Origin of the sequence: Streptomyces sp. NPDC090025 (genome assembly GCF_044748125.1) — a bacterium.
Lineage (GTDB): Bacteria > Actinomycetota > Actinomycetes > Streptomycetales > Streptomycetaceae > Streptomyces.
This window is the reverse complement of the sequence record NZ_JBIVFL010000005.1, coordinates 65761-83768: the sequence shown is the minus strand read 5'-3', so window position 1 is coordinate 83768 and position 18008 is coordinate 65761. Positions and strand designations below refer to the sequence as shown.

12 protein-coding genes and 1 pseudogene are annotated in these 18008 nt (G+C 72.6%); 8 read left to right on the top strand and 5 right to left on the bottom strand.

Translation table 11 applies throughout. The features are described from left to right. Position 1 precedes the first annotated feature (1 nt). Positions 2-907, bottom strand: a complete 906-nt coding sequence (locus ACIPXM_RS14925; protein ID WP_401655551.1) for an ROK family protein — start codon at positions 905-907, stop codon at positions 2-4. A 71-nt stretch (positions 908-978) separates the two neighbouring features. Beyond that, a complete protein-coding gene (locus ACIPXM_RS14920) occupies positions 979-2205 on the bottom strand; it encodes a LacI family DNA-binding transcriptional regulator (protein WP_401655294.1) in 1227 nt (408 codons plus the stop codon). A 214-nt stretch (positions 2206-2419) separates the two neighbouring features. Here ACIPXM_RS14920 and ACIPXM_RS14915 point away from each other — a divergent pair, with 214 nt between their 5' ends. The 8 genes and pseudogenes from ACIPXM_RS14915 (at position 2420) to ACIPXM_RS14880 (ending at position 15590) form a co-directional block, all read left to right on the top strand. Further along, entirely contained in the window at positions 2420-3715 is a 1296-nt protein-coding gene (locus tag ACIPXM_RS14915; protein WP_401655293.1) for an ABC transporter substrate-binding protein, read from the top strand. Positions 3716-3730: 15 nt separating this feature from the next. Then, positions 3731-4705 (top strand): carbohydrate ABC transporter permease, encoded by a 975-nt coding sequence (locus ACIPXM_RS14910; RefSeq protein WP_401655292.1) that lies wholly within the window; start codon positions 3731-3733, stop codon positions 4703-4705. Then, entirely contained in the window at positions 4705-5625 is a 921-nt protein-coding gene (locus tag ACIPXM_RS14905; protein ID WP_401655291.1) for a carbohydrate ABC transporter permease, read from the top strand. The genes ACIPXM_RS14910 and ACIPXM_RS14905 overlap by 1 nt, the downstream gene beginning before the upstream one ends. A gap of 42 nt (positions 5626-5667) precedes the next feature. Continuing rightward, complete coding sequence (locus ACIPXM_RS14900) at positions 5668-6909, top strand: glycosyl hydrolase (RefSeq protein ID WP_401655290.1); 1242 nt, start codon at positions 5668-5670, stop codon at positions 6907-6909. 155 nt (positions 6910-7064) lie between these two features. Next, the gene (locus tag ACIPXM_RS14895; protein WP_401655289.1) at positions 7065-10073 is read left to right on the top strand and encodes an alpha-mannosidase; all 3009 of its coding nucleotides are present in this window, start codon (positions 7065-7067) and stop codon (positions 10071-10073) included. 188 nt (positions 10074-10261) lie between these two features. Next, positions 10262-11137, top strand: coding sequence for an SDR family oxidoreductase (locus ACIPXM_RS14890; protein WP_401655288.1), 876 nt, complete (start codon positions 10262-10264; stop codon positions 11135-11137). Between the two features lie 13 nt (positions 11138-11150). Continuing rightward, on the top strand, positions 11151-14213 hold the full coding sequence (locus tag ACIPXM_RS14885) for a BTAD domain-containing putative transcriptional regulator (protein ID WP_401655287.1): 3063 nt from the start codon (positions 11151-11153) through the stop codon (positions 14211-14213). 102 nt (positions 14214-14315) lie between these two features. Next, positions 14316-15590 (top strand): annotated as a pseudogene (locus ACIPXM_RS14880) (FAD-dependent monooxygenase). A gap of 73 nt (positions 15591-15663) precedes the next feature. On the opposite strand, the gene ACIPXM_RS14875 reads toward ACIPXM_RS14880, so the two are convergent. The 3 genes from ACIPXM_RS14875 to ACIPXM_RS14865 form a co-directional block, all read right to left on the bottom strand. Continuing rightward, positions 15664-16056, bottom strand: a complete 393-nt coding sequence (locus tag ACIPXM_RS14875) for a VOC family protein (protein ID WP_401655286.1) — start codon at positions 16054-16056, stop codon at positions 15664-15666. A 218-nt stretch (positions 16057-16274) separates the two neighbouring features. Next, a complete protein-coding gene (locus tag ACIPXM_RS14870) occupies positions 16275-17435 on the bottom strand; it encodes an RNA polymerase sigma factor (RefSeq protein ID WP_401655285.1) in 1161 nt (386 codons plus the stop codon). Between the two features lie 35 nt (positions 17436-17470). Next, positions 17471-17878: a YciI family protein gene (locus ACIPXM_RS14865; RefSeq protein WP_401655284.1), complete on the bottom strand. Its 408-nt coding sequence runs from the start codon at positions 17876-17878 to the stop codon at positions 17471-17473. Between the last annotated feature and the right edge of the window lie 130 nt (positions 17879-18008).

The following is an 18008-nucleotide window of genomic DNA, read 5'->3' as shown; positions in this document are numbered from 1 at the left end:
GTCAGACCACCCCGAAGGCGGCCGCGGCCGCCCCCACCAGGCCCGCGTCGGTACCCATCCGGGCCGGGGCGACCCGTACGTCACGGGTGAACGACAGGGTGGCGTAGCGGGCCAGCTCGGCGCGCAGCGGGTCGAAGAGCAGCGGGCCCGCCTTGGCCACACCGCCGCCGATCACCGCCACCTCCAGCTCGACCAGGGCCGCCGTCGCGGCCACCGAAGCGGCCACCGCCCGGGCCGCCCGGTGGAAGGCCGCCACCGGCACCGGCTCGCCCCGCCCGGCCGCCGCCGCTACCGACGCGGCCCCGGCGGCCGCGCCCTCCGGCGGGGTCCAGCCGTGCGCCAGGGCGTACCGGACGATGCTCGGACCGCTGGCGATCCGCTCCACGCAGCCCCGCCCGCCGCACGGGCACTCCTCGCCGTCCAGATCGACGCTGATGTGACCGATGTGGCCCGCGTTGCCGCTGGGGCCCGGGTAGAGGCGGCCGTCGAGGACCAGGCCGCCCCCGACGCCGGTGGAGACCACCATGCAGAGCGCGTTGGCGTGTCCGTGGGCGGCGCCCTGCCAGGACTCGGCGGCGGCCACCGCCACGCCGTCGCCGATCAGCCGGGCCGGCAGCCCGCCTGCTGCCTCGCGGACCCCGGCGACCAGTGGGAAGTCGCGCCAGGAGGGAATGTTGACGGGGCTGACGGTGCCCGCCACGGCGTCCACCGGGCCCGCGCTGCCGACGCCGACGCGGTCCACCCGGGCCCAGTCGGGCCGCGCCCGCAGCTCGGCCAGCACTTCCTGGACCGCGCCGAGCACCGCCGCCGCGGACTCGCGGGCGGGAGTGGGCCGGAGCGCCCGGGCGAGCAGGGTGCCGGAGGCGTCGACGAGCGCGCCCGCGATCTTCGTACCGCCGATGTCGATCGCGGCGACGAGCCGCCCGGCGGCGGGGGAGGAGGTGGCGGCGGGGGAGTCGGCGGAGGTGGTGGGCCTGGTCACGGGGTGGTCTTCTCCTGGTCGGGCGTGCGGGGCTCGGGGACGGCGAGCGTTTCGGGTGCGTCGGGTGCGTCGGGTGCGTCGGGTGCGTCGGGTGCGTCGGGGAGTGCGGCGGACGGTGGCGGCGGTCCGTGCGCGGGGTGCGGTGGCGGCGGCGCGGTGCTCTCGCGGGGCTGGAGGACCGGCACCGGGTCCTGGACCTGGCGGGGTTCGCCGCCGTCGAGCAGGGCGAGCAGCTGACGGGCCGCGCGGTGGCCGAACACGTCCGCCTTGCGGGCGAGCGCGGTCAGTTGGGGGTGCAGGGTGCGGCAGATGACCGAGTCCTCCCACGAGACCACCGACAGGTCGCGCGGGATGACCATGCCCCGCTCGGCCGCCACGCTCACCGCGGCGACCGCCATCACCTCGTTGTCGCAGATCAGCGCGGTCGGCGGGGTGTCGGACGAGAACAGCCTGCGGGCCGCCTTGGCGCCCTGGCGGTCGGTGAAGTCGGTGGTGACCGAGACCACCTCCAGGTGCAGCCGGCGGGCGGCCACCCGCAGCGAGGCGATCCGGCGGGCGGTGTGGGCGAAGCCCGGGGCGCCCGCGATATGGCCGATCCTGCGGTGCCCGAGGCCGTACAGATGGTGGACGATCAGGTTCATCGCGCCGGAGTCGTCGGCCCAGATGTTGGAGAGCCGGGCCTGGCGGGGGAGCGGCGGGCCGCCGGGGGTGCCCGGGGCCTCCATGCCGCCGATGATCACGGCGGGCAGGCCGAGCACGGCGAGGGTCTCGGGGCGCGGGTCGCAGACCCGGGGGTCGACCACGATCACCCCGTCCACCCGGCCCTCGGCCCACCAGCGGCGGTAGAGCTCGCACTCGGCCCGGATGTCGTCGACCATCTGGAACACCAGGGCCTGGTCGCGCGGGGCGAGGGTGGCCTGGATGCCGGAGACGAGCTGGAGGAAGAACGACTCCACGCCCAGGTTGTCGGTGGGCCGGGCGAGCACCATCCCGATCGCGCCCGAGCCCTCCCCGGACAGTGCCCGGGCGGCCGAGTTGGGCCGCCAGCCGAGCCGTTCGGCGACCCGGACGATCCGGCGCCGAGTGGCGTCGGAGACCCCCGGGCGGTCGTTGAGGGCGAAGGAGACCGCGCTCGCGGACACGCCCGCCTCTCTGGCCACGTCCTTCATGGTCGGGCGCCGGGGCGGCGCTTCGTCGCGCGGCCCGGCGTGGTTCTCGCTCATACCGCGATCCTAACGCCATTCCGGCGATGTAAATCGGTTTAGCGAAGAGCAACTAATGCGCCGCAGCAAGTCCCGAGCAATTCAGGGCTTTAGTCCCGAACAGTTGCTCTGACCTGCGGTTTCATCGAAATAGCTGCCTTATTTGGCGTTGACGCCAGGAGAAATGGAAGTGCATTGTGTCGGCAACGTCATGGACGACGCGAAGGAGCCAGTCATGTCCATTCATCGCAGCGCCGCGATTCGGACCGTCATCGGCCTCGGGGCCGCCCTCTCGCTCACCACCATCGCCGCGTGCGGTGGCGGCGGCGGGGGTGGCGGATCCTCGACCGACGCGAAGATCGATGGCGAGATCAAGTTCCAGACCTGGAACCTCCGGGCGAAGTTCAAGGACTACTTCGAGGGTCTGATCGCGGACTTCGAGAAGGCGAACCCGGGCGCCAAGGTCACCTGGGTGGACCAGCCGGCCGACAACTACGCCGACAAGCTGAGCGCCGACGCCTCCGCCGGATCCCTCCCCGACGTGGTCAACCTCTCCCCGGACCTCGCCTTCCCGCTCGCCAAGGCCGACACGCTGCTCAACCTGGAGAAGGACCCGGTCGCCGCCAAGTTCAAGCCCGAGTACCTCGAAGGCGCCTGGAAGGGCTTCGAGATGCCGGGCATGGGCGGCACGTACGCCTTCCCCTGGTACCTGAACAGCGGACCGCTCTTCTACAACAAGACGATGTTCCGCGAGGCCGGACTCGACGAGAACAAGCCGCCCAAGACCTTCGACGAACTCTTCACCGACGCCGACAAGCTCGCCGCCAAGGGCAAGGCCACCCTCGGACAGCCGCCCACCATCGAGGACTTCGGCCGCTACGGCGTCGAGGCGATGGACACGGCCGGTGAGAAGTTCACCCTCAACAGCGAGAAGGGCGTCGAACTCCTCACCAAGTACAAGGAGTTGTACGACAAGAACGGCCTGCACAAGCAGACCCTGACGCTGAAGGACGACTCCACCGGGACCAAGTTCCTCCAGCAGGAGATCGCCATGAACCCGGGCAGCGCCCACGACCTCGACAAGTTCAAGTCCGAGGCCCCGTCGCTGTACGAGAACATCGGCATCACCGACGTCCCGACCAACACCGGCAAGCAGAACATGTATCTGCAGGGCCTCGCGGTCAACTCGAAGAGCAAGAGCGCCTCGACCGCCGTCGCCTTCGCCCACTTCGTCACCGACCAGAAGAACCAGGAGGACTTCGGCCACAAGGTCGCCGTCTTCCCGTCCACCAAGGGCTCCCTCGACAAGGACTACTGGAGCAAGCCGGACGGCACCGAGGAGGGCCGCATCCGGGTCGCCTCGGCGAAGATGCTGCCGACCGCCGTCAACTACACGCCGGTGCTGTTCAGCGACGAGATGAAGACGATCCTGCGCAACGAGATCGCCAAGTGCTTCCAGGGCAAGGCCGACCCCAAGGCGGCCCTGGACAGCGCCGTCGACCAGATGAACAAGCTCCTCCAGCAGCACTGATCCGGCGAGTCCACCATGAGCACCTCGACCGAACCCGTACCCGCCGCGGTGGCCGCCCCCGGCGACCGCCCGCGCGCCACCGCCCGAGGCGGCCGGCGCGCGGGCCGCCGGGCCTCCGCCCGGCGGACCCACCGGCCGCTCAGCCCCTGGCTGTTCCTGGCGCCCGGCCTGCTGATCACCCTGGCGTTCAACCTCTACCCGTTCTTCGCCACCGTCTGGAAGTCCTTCACCGACGCCCGCACCCTCACCACCGGCGAGTTCGTCGGCCTCGACAACTTCACCGCGCTGCTCCAGGACGACCAGTTCTGGGTCGCCCTGCGCAACAGCGCCCTGTACGTCGTGGTCGTCGTCCCCTGCATGGTCTTCCTGCCGCTGCTGCTGGCCCTCCTGGTCCAGAAGCACATCCCCGGCATCGCCTTCTTCCGGTCCGCGTACTACACCCCGGTGGTCGCGTCGGTCGTGGTCGTCGCCCTGATGTGGGTGTGGATGCTGGACGACCGCGGCCTCGTCAACGGCGTGCTGCAGATGCTCGGCATCGACCCGGTGCCGTTCCTCTCCAACCCATGGCTGCTGCTGCTCAGCGCGATGGCCCTGACGGTGTGGAAGGGACTCGGCTACTACATGATCATCTATCTGGCCGCGCTCGCCAACGTGCCCCGTGAGCTCCACGAGGCCGCCGAGGTCGACGGCGCGGGCCCGATCCGCCGCTTCGTGTCGATCACGATGCCCGGGGTCCGCTCCACGATGGTCCTGGTCGGGGCGCTCTCCTCGGTCGCCGCCTTCAAGGTGTTCTCCGAGGTGTACATGATCGCCGGGCCCACCGGCGGCCCCGGCGGCGAGGACACCACCCTCGTCATGCTCATCCAGCGCGTCGGCACCGGCCTGCAGGGCCGCACCGGCTACGCCTCCGCGATGTCGATCGTGCTGTTCGTCCTGACCCTGCTGCTGATGCTCTTCGTGCTGCGGGCCGACCGGAAGGACAAGGACTGATGGCCGTCACCACCGAAACCCCCGCCGCACCCGGCGGCTCCGGAACCCCCGTGATCCGGCCGATCCGCCCGGCGAAGCCGCGCCGCCGCCGCGGCCGCAGCCCGCTCTGGCGCAGGATCCTGCGGTACGGGCTCCTCACCCTGATGCTGCTGATCATGATCGGGCCGTTCCTCTGGCAGCTCTCCACCTCCCTCAAGGGCCCCACCGAGGACATCTTCACCTCACCGCCCCGGCTGTTCCCCGAGCACCCGACCCTGAAGAACTACGCGGGCGTCGCCGACATCATCCCGGTCTGGGACTACATCCTGAACTCGCTGAAGGTCGCCGTCACCAGCGTCCTCACCAACGTGCTCGGCGCCGCGATGGCCGGCTACGCGCTCTCCCGGCTCCGCTTCAAGGGCCGCGGCGCCGCCGGAGTGGTGTTCATCCTGGCGCTCCTGGTGCCGATGGAAGCGATCATGATCGCCCAGTTCGCCACCATGCGCAGCTTCGACCTCAACAACACCCTGGTCGCCGTCGTGCTCCCCGGCTGCATCGGCGCGATGAACGTCCTCCTCATGCGCAACGCCTTCAACAACATCCCGTACGAGATCGAGGAGGCCGCCATCGTCGACGGGGCCAACGTCTGGCAGCGGTTCAGCCGGGTCGCGCTCCCCGCCGTCAAGGGCACCCTCGCCGTCGTCGCCATCTTCGCCTTCATGGGCGCCTGGGACGACTTCCTGTGGCCGCTGATCGTGCTCTCCGACTCCAGCAACTTCACCCTGACCGTCGGACTGAACTTCCTGCACGGCACCTTCGCCAGCAACCAGCGGGTGATCGCCGCGGGCACCATCATCGCCGTCGCCCCGCTGATCGTGATGTTCGCCTGCCTGCAGCGGTTCTTCTTCAAGGGCGTCGGTGAAGGCGCCGTCAAGGGCTGAGCCCGCCCCCCCTCCCGAACCACGACCTTGGAGCACCTCGCCATGACAGCCCCGCGCTTCGGCGTCAACTACACGCCCAGCCAGGGATGGTTCCACCACTGGCTCGACTACGACCCAGGCGCGGTCCGCGCCGATCTGGACGGGATCGCGGAACTCGGTCTCGACCACATCCGGGTGTTCCCGCTCTGGCCGTATTTCCAGCCGAACCGGAACCTGATCCGGCCGCGTGCGGTCGAGCACCTGGTCGACCTCGTGGACGCCGCCGCTGAGCGGGGTCTGGACGTCAATGTCGACGGCCTTCAGGGGCATCTGTCGAGCTTCGACTTCCTGCCCGCCTGGACCCGCACCTGGCACCGCAGGAACCTGTTCACCGACCCGGACGTGATCGAAGGGCAGGCCGCCTACCTCCGGACGCTGGCCGAAGCTCTGACCGACCGGCCCACCTTCCTCGGCATGACCGTCGGCAACGAGATCAACCAGTTCTCGGCCGGCCCGCACCCCGACCCCGACCGGGCCACCCCCGACGAGATCGACGCCTGGCTGACCCGGATGCTCGCCGCCTGCGAGACGGGCGCCCCCGGCCGCCCGCACCTGCACGCCGAGTACGACGCCTGCTGGTACCAGGACGACATGCCCTTCACCCCGGCCCAGGCCGCCCGGCACGGCGCCCTCACCGCCGTCCACTCCTGGGTCTTCAACGGCACCGCCCAGCGCCACGGCCGCACCGGCACCGCCACCGAGCACCACGCCGCCTACCTGGTCGAACTCTCCAAGGCATGGGCCGAAGACCCGCACCGCCCCGTCTGGCTCCAGGAGGTCGGCGCCCCCGCCCCGCACGTACCGCCGGAGCACGCCGCCGCGTTCACCGACGCCACCGTCACCCACGTCCTGGACTGCCCCGACCTGTGGGGCGTCACCTGGTGGTGCTCCCACGACGTGTCCCGCGACCTCGCCGACTTCCCCGAACTCGAATACGGCCTCGGCCTGTTCACCAACGACCGGCGCCCCAAGGACACCGCGCGGGTGCTCGCCCGGCACGCCCGGGAGACCAGGGAAGCGGTACGGGGCCGGGCCCCCGCGCCCCGTACCACCGCGCTCGTCGTCGACGGGGACCCGGCCCGCCGCTCGGCCTGCGCACCCGGCGGCCCGGTGTTCGAGGCGTACTTCCGGCTCACCGCCGACGGCGCCCGCCCCACCACCGTCCTCGCCGACCGCGCCACCGACCCCGGCCACCTCGCCGCCCGCGGCATCACCGAACTCGTCACCCCCGACCAGGTCCGCTGACCCCGGACCAGGCCGCCCGACCCCCGGCCGGATCGCCTGATCCGATCCGGCCGGGCACCCCACCCCGTCGCCCCCGACCACCACCCGCCCCCGACACCGACCCGCCCCCGCACCCCGACCGCACCCCACCCCGCGAATCCCAAGGAGCACCCCTCATGCATGACGACCGCGCCCTTGTCGAAGCCCGGCTCAAGCGCGTCCTCGACGAGCGCCTGCGGCCCGCCGTGTACCCGGCGTCGGTGCCGCTGGACGTCGCCGTGTGGAACGCGCCCGGCGAGCCCGTGCCCGTCGAGGAGGGCCTGGCCGCCACCCCGCACCCGGTCGCGGTCGGCGACGCCTGGGGCGCCCCCTGGGGCACCAGCTGGTTCCGGGTGACCGGGACCGTACCGGCCGAGTGGGCCGGGAAGACCGTCGAGGCGATCCTCGACCTCGGCTTCGACGAGAACATGCCGGGCTTCCAGTGCGAGGGCCTCGTCTACCGGCCCGACGGCACCCCGGTGAAGGGCCTCAACCCGCGCAACCAGTGGGTGCGCGTCGGCGCCCCCGTCGAAGGCGGCGAGGAGATCACGCTGCACATCGAGGCCGCCTCCAACCCCGTCATCCTCGACTACCACCCCTTCCTGCCCACCCAGCTCGGCGACAAGCACACCGCGGGCACCGACCCCCAGTACAAGATCACCAGGATGGACCTCGCCGTCTTCGACGAGGAGGTGTGGCAGCTCGTCATCGACCTGGAGGTGCTCGGCGAGCTGATGGCCGAACTGCCGGTGGAGAGTGCCCGCCGCTGGGCCGTGCTGCGCGCCGTCGACCGCGCCCTGGACGCCGTCGACCTCCAGAACGTCGGCGCCACCGCGCCGGCCGCCCGCGCCGAACTCGCCGAGGTCCTCGCCTCGCCCGCCGAACCCTCCGCCCACCGGATCAGCGCCGTCGGCCACGCCCACATCGACTCCGCCTGGCTGTGGCCGCTGCGCGAGACCGTCCGCAAGGTCGCCCGCACCACCTCCAACATGACCGCGCTCCTCGACGACGAACCGGACTTCGTGTTCGCCATGTCCCAGGCCCAGCAGTGGGCCTGGATCAAGGAGCACCGCCCCGAAGTGTGGACGAAGGTCGTCAAGGCGGTCGCCGACGGCCGCTTCGTCCCCTCCGGCGGCATGTGGGTCGAGGCCGACACCAACATGCCGGGCTCCGAGGCGATGGCCCGTCAGTTCGTGCACGGCAAGCGGTTCTTCCTCGACGAGTTCGGCGTCGACAACGAAGAGGCCTGGCTGCCCGACACCTTCGGCTTCGCCGCCGGCCTCCCGCAGATCATCAAGGCCGCCGGCTCCAAGTGGCTGCTCACCCAGAAGATCTCCTGGTCGCAGACGAACAAGTTCCCCCACCACACCTTCCAGTGGGAAGGCATCGACGGCACCCGGATCTTCACCCACTTCCCGCCCGTCGACACCTACAACTGCTCCATGAAGGGCAGCGAGATCGCCCACGCGGCCCGCAACTTCAAGGACAAGGGCGTGGCCCGCCACTCGCTCGCCCCGACCGGCTGGGGCGACGGTGGCGGCGGCACCACCCGCGAGATGATCGCCAAGGCCGGGCGGATGCGCGACCTCGAAGGCAGCCCGCAGGTCGTCTGGGAGACCCCCGAGGAATTCTTCACCAAGGCCGAGGCCGAGTACGCCCACCCGCCCGTCTGGGTCGGCGAGCTCTACCTGGAACTCCACCGCGCCACCCTGACCAGCCAGGCCAAGACCAAGCAGGGCAACCGCAGGAGCGAACACCTGCTCCGCGAGGCCGAGTTGTGGGCGGCGACCGCCGCCGTCCGGGTGCCGGGACACCCGTACCCGTACCAGGACCTCGACCGCATCTGGAAGACCGTCCTGCTCCACCAGTTCCACGACATCCTGCCCGGCTCCTGCATCGCCTGGGTGCACCGCGAGGCCGAGCGGACGTACGAGGCCGTCGCCGCCGAACTCACCGCCATCATCGACGACGCCCAGCGCGCCCTGGCGGGAGCGGGCGCCGAGCGGCTGGTCTTCAACGCGGCCCCGCACCCCCGGCACGGCATCCCGGCGGGCGGCGCCGCCGTCCCCGGCACCGACGCCCCGTCCCGGCTCACCGTGCGCAACGGCGGCGGATACGTCCTCGACAACGGGCTGCTCCGGGTCGAGATCGACGACCGGGGCCTGGTCGTCTCCGCGTACGACCTGGTCGGCGAGCGCGAGACGGTGGCGCCCGGCACGGCCGCCAACCTGCTCCAGATCCACCCCGACTTCCCCAACATGTGGGACGCCTGGGACGTCGATGCCTTCTACCGCAACACCGTCACCGACCTCGTCGACGCCGACCAGGTGACCCCCGGCGAAGGCGCCTCGGTCCACATCGTCCGCTCGTTCGGCGACTCCCGGGTCAGCCAGACCCTGACCCTCGCCCCCGGCTCCGGCCGCCTCGACATCGACACCGAGGTCGACTGGCACGAGACCGAGAAGTTCCTCAAGCTGGCCTTCCCGTTCGACGTGCACGCCGAACGGTACGCGTCCGAGACCCAGTTCGGGCACTTCCACCGCCCCACCCACACCAACACCAGCTGGGAGGCCGCCAAGTTCGAGGCGTGCAACCACCGCTTCGTCCACCTGGAGGAACCTGGCTGGGGCGTCGCGCTCGTCACCGACTCCACGTACGGCCATGACGTGACCCGTACCGTCCGCGCCGACGACGGCGGAACCACCACCACCGTCCGGGTCTCCCTGCTGCGCGCCCCCCGCTTCCCCGACCCCGAGACCGACCAGGGCCTGCACCGCTTCCACCACGCCCTGGTGCCGGGCGCCGCCATCGGCGACGCGGTCCGCGAGGGCTACCGGGTCAACCTGCCGGAGCGCGCCGTGCAGGGCGCGGGACCGGTCGCCCCGCTGGTCGAGCTCGGCTCCGACGCGGTCGTCGTCACCGCGGTGAAGCTCGCCGACGACGGCAGCGGCGACGTCGTCGTCCGCTTCCACGAGGCCCACGGCGCCCGCGCCCGCACCACCCTCACCCCCGGCTTCCCCACCACCACGGTCACCGAGACCGACCTGCTGGAACGCCCCCTTTCCGAGCCGGCCCCGACCGGCGACCCGATCCCCGTCGCCCTCCGCCCCTTCGAGCTCCGCACCCTCCGCTTCACCCGCCCGTAGCGGCCGGACAACGCTGCCCGCCCGCCGTCCGACGGCGGGCGGGCAGATTATGTGGTGCGGGGGTGTGAGGGGCGGTGAGTGCGCGGTGAGCGGCCGGTGAGCGCCGCTCGCGAGCATGAGGACATCGAAAGGCCGCACGGGATCCCACCGGATGCCGGGCGGACCACCCCATGCGAAGGAGTACGACCATGACGCTCACCCCGCAGACCCCGCAGACCCCGCAGACCCCGCAGACCCCGCAGACCCCGCAGGCCGCCCCGACCGACCGGGCCACCCCCGGCGCGCTCGCCGTCCCGCCCGGCCCGCTCACCGGGAAGACCGCGCTGGTGACCGGCGGCTCGCGAGGCATCGGACGGGCGGTCGCACTGCGGCTCGCCGCCGACGGGGCCTTCGTCGTCGTCCACTACGGCGGCAACGCCGAGGCCGCCCACGAAACCGTCGCCCGCATCGAGTGGGAGGGCGGTCGCGCGGTCGCCGTCGGCGCCCGGTTCGGCGAGGCCGGAGCCGTCGACCGGCTGTTCGAAGGACTTGCCGCGCACGGCGTCGACCGGCTGGACATCCTGGTGAACAACGCGGGCATCGGCTCGGGGAATTCGATCGGACACGTCAGCGCCGAGGAGTTCGCCCGGCTGATCGACATCAACGTCACCACCCCCTTCTTCGTCATCCAGCGGGCCCTCGGGCTCCTCAACGACGGCGGCCGGATCATCAACATGGGCTCCACGGCCAGCCGTTTCGCCGTCGCCACCCAGATCGGCTACACCGTGAGCAAGGCCGCCCTCGAATCGATGGGCCCCTCGCTCGCCAACGAGCTGGGCGCACGCGGCATCACGGTCAACACCGTCGCCCCCGGCGCCATCCGCACCGACCTCACGGCCGGATACACCGCCATCCCCGAGGTGGTCTCCGCCCTGGAGTCGATCACCGCCCTCGGCCGTCTCGGCGAGCCCGAGGACGTCGCCGACGTGGTCGGATTCCTCGCCGGCCCGCAGGGCCGCTGGGTGTCAGGGCAGACCGTCGACGTCTCCGGCGGCACCTACCTCGGGCCGCTCCCGGTGGCGTGATCTAATCACCGGCGTGCGTTTCGGAATCCTCGGAGAGACTCAGGCGTGGCACCACGACGGCACCGAGGTGGCGTTGGGCGGCCCCGCGCGGCGCGCGCTCCTCGCGCTGCTCCTGATCAGGCCCGGCACGGTCGTGTCGGCGGACCTGCTCGCCGAGGAGATCGAGCCGGGCGGCACCGTTTCCGCCCACGCCGTGCAGTCCCAGGTGTCCCGGCTGCGCGCGGTCCTGCCGCCCGGGGCGGGCATCGAACGGGTCGGTGCCGGATACCGGCTCCTGCTCGCGGCGGACGCGGCGGATGCGACTGACGCCGCCGGGGGCACCGACGCCTCCGACGGCCTGACCGGCCTGACCGACCCGGCTCACCCGGACCCCGCGCGGCGCGGCGAACTCGCCGTCGACGCCGTCCGGTTCGAGCTGCTCGCCGCCGAAGGGCGGACGGCCCTGCGGGACGGCGACGCGGTACGGGCCGCCGCCCTGCTGCGCCGGTCCCTCGGCCTCTGGCGCGGTCCCGCCCTCACCGGACTCCCCGACAGCGGCACGGCCAGGACCGCCGCCGCCCGCCTCGAAGAACTCCGGCTCGCCACCCTGGAGTACCGGGTCGAAGCCGAACTGCGCTCCGGCGACCCCCGCTCCCTCGTACCCGAACTCCGCGCACTGGTCGCCGCCCACCCGCTGCGCGAACGACTCGCCGCCCTGCTCATCCGCGCCCTGTTCGCCCAGGGCGGGCAGGCCGAGGCACTCGTCGTGTACGAGGCGACCCGCCGTCACCTGGCCGACGAACTCGGCGCCGACCCCTCCGCCGAACTCACCTCCCTGTACGGCGAATTGCTCGACGGTGGTACGGAGCAGGGCACCCCGGCGCCCGCCGCGCCGCCCGCGCCGCTCACCAGCTTCATCGGCCGCGAGACCGACACCACCGAGGTCGCCGCCCTGCTGCGGACGGCCCGCCTCGTCTGCCTCAGCGGTCCCGGCGGCGTCGGCAAGACCCGCCTCTCGGCCGAACTCGCGAACGTCGCCGTCGCCGCGGGCGACGACGTCTGCTTCGTCGAACTGGCCGCGCTGCGCGACGGATCCGGCGCCGCGCACCTGCTGCTCGGAGCCCTCGGACTGCGCGAGAACGGCCTCCAGATGGCCGACGGCGAGCGGTCCCCGCTGGACCGGCTGATCACCGCTCTCGCCGACCGCCCACTGCTGATCGTCCTCGACAACTGCGAACACGTCGTCGACGAGGCCGCCACCCTGGCCGCCCGCCTCCTCACCGCCTGCCCCCGGCTGCGGATCCTGGCCACCAGCCGCGAACCCCTCGGCGTCATCGGCGAACACGTCTGGCCCGTGCGCCCGTTGGACGAGGCGGCGGCCGTACGGCTCTTCGAGGACCGGGCCCGCGCGGTACGCCGCGAACCCACGCCCGGCCACGGCGCCGGAGCAGGGCGCGACGGCGGCTCCGACGCGGACGCCGTGCGCCGGATCTGCGCCGCCCTCGACGGACTCCCGCTCGCGATCGAACTCGTCGCCGCCCGACTGCGCACCCTCGACCTCGCCGAACTGGCCACCCGCCTCGACGACCTGCTCGCCGTCACCGCCCGCGGCAGCCGCGGCTCGGCCGAGCGGCACCGTACGCTCCGCTCCGTCGTCGCCTGGAGCTGGGCACTCCTCTCCGCCGACGAACAGCGCGCGGCCCGCCGCTTCGCCGTCTTCGCGGGCGGTGCCACCGCCCGGTCCGCCCGCGAGGTGTGCGCCATGGACGGCGACACCCTGGAATCCCTCGTCGACAAGTCGATCCTGGAACCGGCCGGCGGCGGCCGCCACCGGATGCTGGAGACGATCCGCGCGTACGCCGCCGAGCGCCTCGACGAGTCCGGCGAGACCGCGGCCACCGAGCGGCTGCACGCCGCACATCTGCGGGCCCTGCTCGACGAGGCCGGACGCCATCTGCTCGGGACGGCGCAGCTGGACTGGCTGCCCAGGACCGCCGCCGAGGACGCCGACCTGGCCGCCGCCCTGCGCCGCGCGCTCGCCGCCCACGACCACGACACCGCCTTCGGACTCCTCGCCACCGCCGCGACCGGCCTGTGGATCCGCGGCGCCGCCGCCACCGCCGCCGCCCACGCGGTGACCCTGCTCGACACGGTGGGGGACGGGTACGCGGACCCGGGCGACCCGGTGCGGGGCGAGGAGTACGCCGTGTGCGTGCTGCTCGCCGCCGCCGCGCCCGCAGGACAGCCGGTCTGGCGCCGCCACCGGGCCTCCGCCCAACGGGCGTTGGAGACCGCCTGGCCCGGCGACCGCGCCGGCCGCCACCCCGCCGCCCTGCTGCTCTGGATGATGCGCAACGCCGCCGAACCCGACGCCGAGGCGGCCTACACGCTGGTGTCCGGCCAGCGGCAGTGCCCCGACCCGTGGGCCCGGTCGGCCGCCGCCTACGTCTCCGCGTTCGGTCCCCTCGGCGGCGGCGACCCCGACGGCGCCGCGCTCGCCTTCCAGGCCGCCGCCGACGGCTTCGACGCGCTCGGCGACCGCTGGGGCGCGGCACTCGCCCTGGACGCCCTCGCCGGACTCGCCGGGGGCCGCGGACAGCGCGCCGAGGCCCTCGCCCTCATCGACCGGGCGCTCGCCCGCACCGCCGAGCTCGGCGCCCACGAGGACTCCGCCGACCTGCTCGTCAACCGCGGCGACCAGCACATCGGCCACGACCCGGAACTCGCCAGGGCCGACTACACGGAGGCCGCCGCCCTCGCCCGTACCGGCGGCGGATCGGCGGGCCTCGGCGCCGCGCTGCGCGGACTCGGCGACCTCGCAGTGCTCGACGCCGACCTCGACGAGGCCCGCAGGCTCTACACCGAGGCCCTGGAGCGGATCGACCCGCACTGGGTCAAGAGCCTCGGCAACCGGATTGGTGCGCTCGCCGGACTCGGCCGGGTCGCCGAAGCGCGCGGCGACACCGCGGCCGCCCGCGAGCACTACCGCCAGGTCGCCGCGTCCGCCGCGCCGCTCGGCCCCCGGCTGCCGGAGACCCTGCGCATGATGGGGCTGCCGGAGGCGACGGTGGAGGCGGTCCTGCGGGCCGAGGGATGACAGGGCCGAGCCTGTGGCACGGAGCCGTGGTGCGGGGGATCGGTGAGGGGCGGTGAGCCGGGGGTGAGCGACCGGTGAGCGGTCCCCGACAAGCTCTGTTCCATGACGAAGACGCAGCACACCACGGCCCGGTCCACCGCCACCAACAGCCCCTCCACCACCGGCACGTTCACCCCCGGCACCGCCCCCGCCCGGCAGCTCTCGGTCCTCATCTCCGGCGCCTCCGTCGCCGGACCCGCGCTCGCCCACTGGCTGCACCGCCACGGCTTCCGCCCGACGATCGTCGAGCGCGCCTCCACCCTCCGCGAGGGCGGCTACGCGGTCGACTTCCGCGGCGCGGCACACCTCAAGGTGCTGCGGGAGATGGGCATCCTGGACGCCATCCAGAACGCCCGCACCGGCACCGGCTCGATGTCGTACGTCAACTCCGCGGGCAAGCCCGTCGCGAAGCTCCCCGCGGACCTCTTCGCCGGAGACGTCGAGATCCTCCGCGGCGACCTCGCCCGCATCCTGTACGACGAGACCAGCCCGTACACCGAATACCTCTTCGGCGACTCCCTCACCTCGATCAGCGAGGACGCGGACGGTGTCGACGTCACCTTCGAACGGCACGCGCCGCGCCGCTTCGACCTGGTCATCGGCGCCGACGGACTCCACTCCACCACCCGGCGCCTCGCGTTCGGCCCCGAGGAGCGGTTCGTGAAGCACCTCGGCGTCTACTGCGCCATCTTCACCACCGCCAACCACCTCGGCCTCGACCACACCGGCCACGCCTACCGCACCGCGAACCGCATGGTCGCCATGTACAGCGCCCGCCACAACACCGAGGCCAAGGCCGTGTTCTACTTCGGCTCCCCGGACCTCGACCTGGACCGCCGCGACGTCACCCGCCAACAGGCCGTCCTCACCGCGTAGTTCGCCGGACTCGGCTGGGAGAGCGACCGGCTGCTCCAGGACATGCGGCACGCCCCCGACTTCTACTTCGACTCCGTCAGCCAGGTCCGCATGGACCGCTGGTCGCGCGGCCGGGTCGCGCTCCTCGGCGACGCCGCCTCCTGCCCGTCCTCACTGTCCGGCATGGGCTCCGGCCTCGCCCTGGTCGGCGCCTACGTCCTGGCGGGCGAACTCGCCGCCGCCCACGGCGACCACACCGTCGCCTTCGCCCGCTACGAGCAGGAGATGCGGGCGTACGCGGAGGGCTGCCAGAAGATGGGCGACGGCGTCGCCGGACTCATGGTCCCCAGCAGCCGCTTCGTCGCGAGCGCCCTGAACCGCTACTACAAGGTCATGCCCTACCTCCCCGGCAAGAACATGGCCGCGAAGATCGCCCGCAAGGCCGCCGAGAACATCAACCTGCGCGACTACCCGACGGCATGACCCGCCCCGGGGGTACGGCCGAGGGCCGCGACACGCGCCGCGGCCCTCGACATCCCGAACTACCCATCTACGGCTACGGCTTCGGCCAGCCGCCGTACGGCACCGTGATGAACTCCATGAAGTGCCCGGCCGGGTCGAGGAAGTAGACCCCGCGCCCGCCGTCGTTGTGGTTGATCTCGCCCCGCCGCTTCTGCTGCGGGTCGGCGTAGTGCTCGATCCCCTGCGCCACGATCCGCTCGTACGCCGCGCTGAACTCCTCCTCGGAGATCAGGAAGGCGTAGTGCTGCGGAGTGATGGTGTCGTCGGGCGAAGTGGCGAAGTCGAGCGTGACGCCGTTGTCGAGCGCGACGGCGATGAACGGACCCCACTCGCTGGTGATCTCCAGGCCGAGGAGCTCGGTGAAGAAGCGGGCGGACTCCCGGTTGTCCCGGGCGTGGACGATGGTGTGGTTCAACTGAACGGACAAGGAATGCCTCCAGAGGCATCTCCTGACACCTCCATGCCTCACCCGGTCGGTGACCGGCACGCGATGTCGCCGAAGATCTTACCCCGTGCCGCCGTTCACCTGTCCAGGGACGGGTTCCGCGGCGGGTTCGTGACCCTGGTCGAGGAGCGAGCGCTCCGCCCGCCAGCGGGCGGGCGGAGCACCCCGTCGGGCTTTCTCCTCCGACCCCCGTCGGCGGCTCAGCCGTCCCGCTCCCGCCCCCGTTCCTGGGCGTGGAGCCGGGCCGCCTGGCGGGTGAGGTGGTCGCGCTCCGGCAGGTTCGGGGCCTTGCGGGCGGCCTCCGTGTACAGGCGGGCCGCCGTGGTCGGGTCGCCGGCGCGTTCGTGGAGGTACGCGGCGACCGCGGCGTGCCGGGGCAGCGCCGCGTCCAGTGGGGCGAGGGCCGCGAGACCCGCGCGGGGGCCGTCCGCCTCGCCGACCGCGACCGCGCGGTTGAGCCGGACCACCGGGCTGTCGGTCAGGCGGACCAGCTCGTCGTACCACTCCACGATCTGCACCCAGTCGGTCTCGGCGGCGGTCGGCGCGTCCGCGTGCAGCGCGGCGATCGCCGCCTGCGCTTGGAACTCGCCGAGCCGGTCGCGGGCGAGCGCCCCTTGAAGGATGCCGACACCCTCCGCGATCAGCGTGGTGTCCCAGCGGCCCCGGTCCTGCTCGGCGAGCGGCACCAGACCGCCGTCGGCGGCGGTACGGGCGGACCGCCGGGCATGGTGCAGCAGCATCAGGGCGAGCAGCCCCGCCGCCTCCGGGTGGTCGACGGCCGCCGCGAGCCGCCGGGTGAGCCGGATCGCCTCCGCCGCGAGGTCGACATCACCGGAGTACCCCTCGTTGAAGACCAGGTAGAGGACCCGCAGCACGGTCGCGACATCGCCCGGCCGGTCCAGGCGCACACCGGAGACCGTCCGCTTGGCCCGGCTGATCCGCTGCGCCATCGTCGCCTCGGGCACCAGGTACGCGCGGGCGATCTGGCGGGTGGTGAGCCCGCCGACCGCCCGCAGCGTCAGCGCCACCGCGGACGACGGCGTCAGCGACGGATGTGCGCACAGGAAGTACAGCTGGAGGCTGTCGTCGACGCCGGACGCGGGCCCGGGCGCCGGTTCCTCCTCCAGCAGCTCCTCCCGGCGGCGGCGAGCCGTGTCCGACCGCCGGGCGTCCAGGAACTTGCGCCAGGCGGCCGTGACCAGCCACCCCTTCGCGTCCCTCGGCGGATCGGCGGGCCACACCCGCAGCGCCTCGACCAGCGCGTCCTGCACGGCGTCCTCGGCCGCCGCGAAGTCGGCTCCGCGGCGGACGAGGACGGCGAGGACGCCCGGCGTGAGATCGCGGAGCAGGGCCTCGTCCATGGGTACGGTCCCTCCGGGACGCTCGGTGGGTACGGTCACTCCGTGACGGTCGGCGCGGCACCGTAGAACGGGCGCAGCTCCAGCCACTCGTGGATCGGCTTCCCGCCCGCCCCCGGCGCGGCCGACAGCTCACCGGCCAGCTCGACCGCCCGCTCGTAGCTGTCGACGTCGATCACCATCCACCCGGCGATCAGGTCCTTCGTCTCGGCGAACGGCCCGTCCGTCACCGGCGGCCGGCCCTCCCCGTCGTACCGGACCCAGGTCCCCTCCGGGGCGAGCGCCTGGCCCTCGACGAACTCCCCGGTCTTCTCCAGGCGCGCCGCGAAATCGTTCATGTAGCCCATGTGCGCCGAGATCTCCTCCGGCGTCCACCGGTCCATCGGCACGTTGTTCACCGGGTCCGGAGCGCCGCGGTAGTGCTTGAGAAGCAGGTACTTGGCCATGATCTTCCTCCTCGCTGGAGCGACCCATTCTGGTCGCCTTCACACCGGGGACGGAGCGAGCCACGGGTTCTCGACATCACCGCCGAAAATTTTTTTCCGGAGGGGCGTCGTGGCGCGGACGATCCGGGGT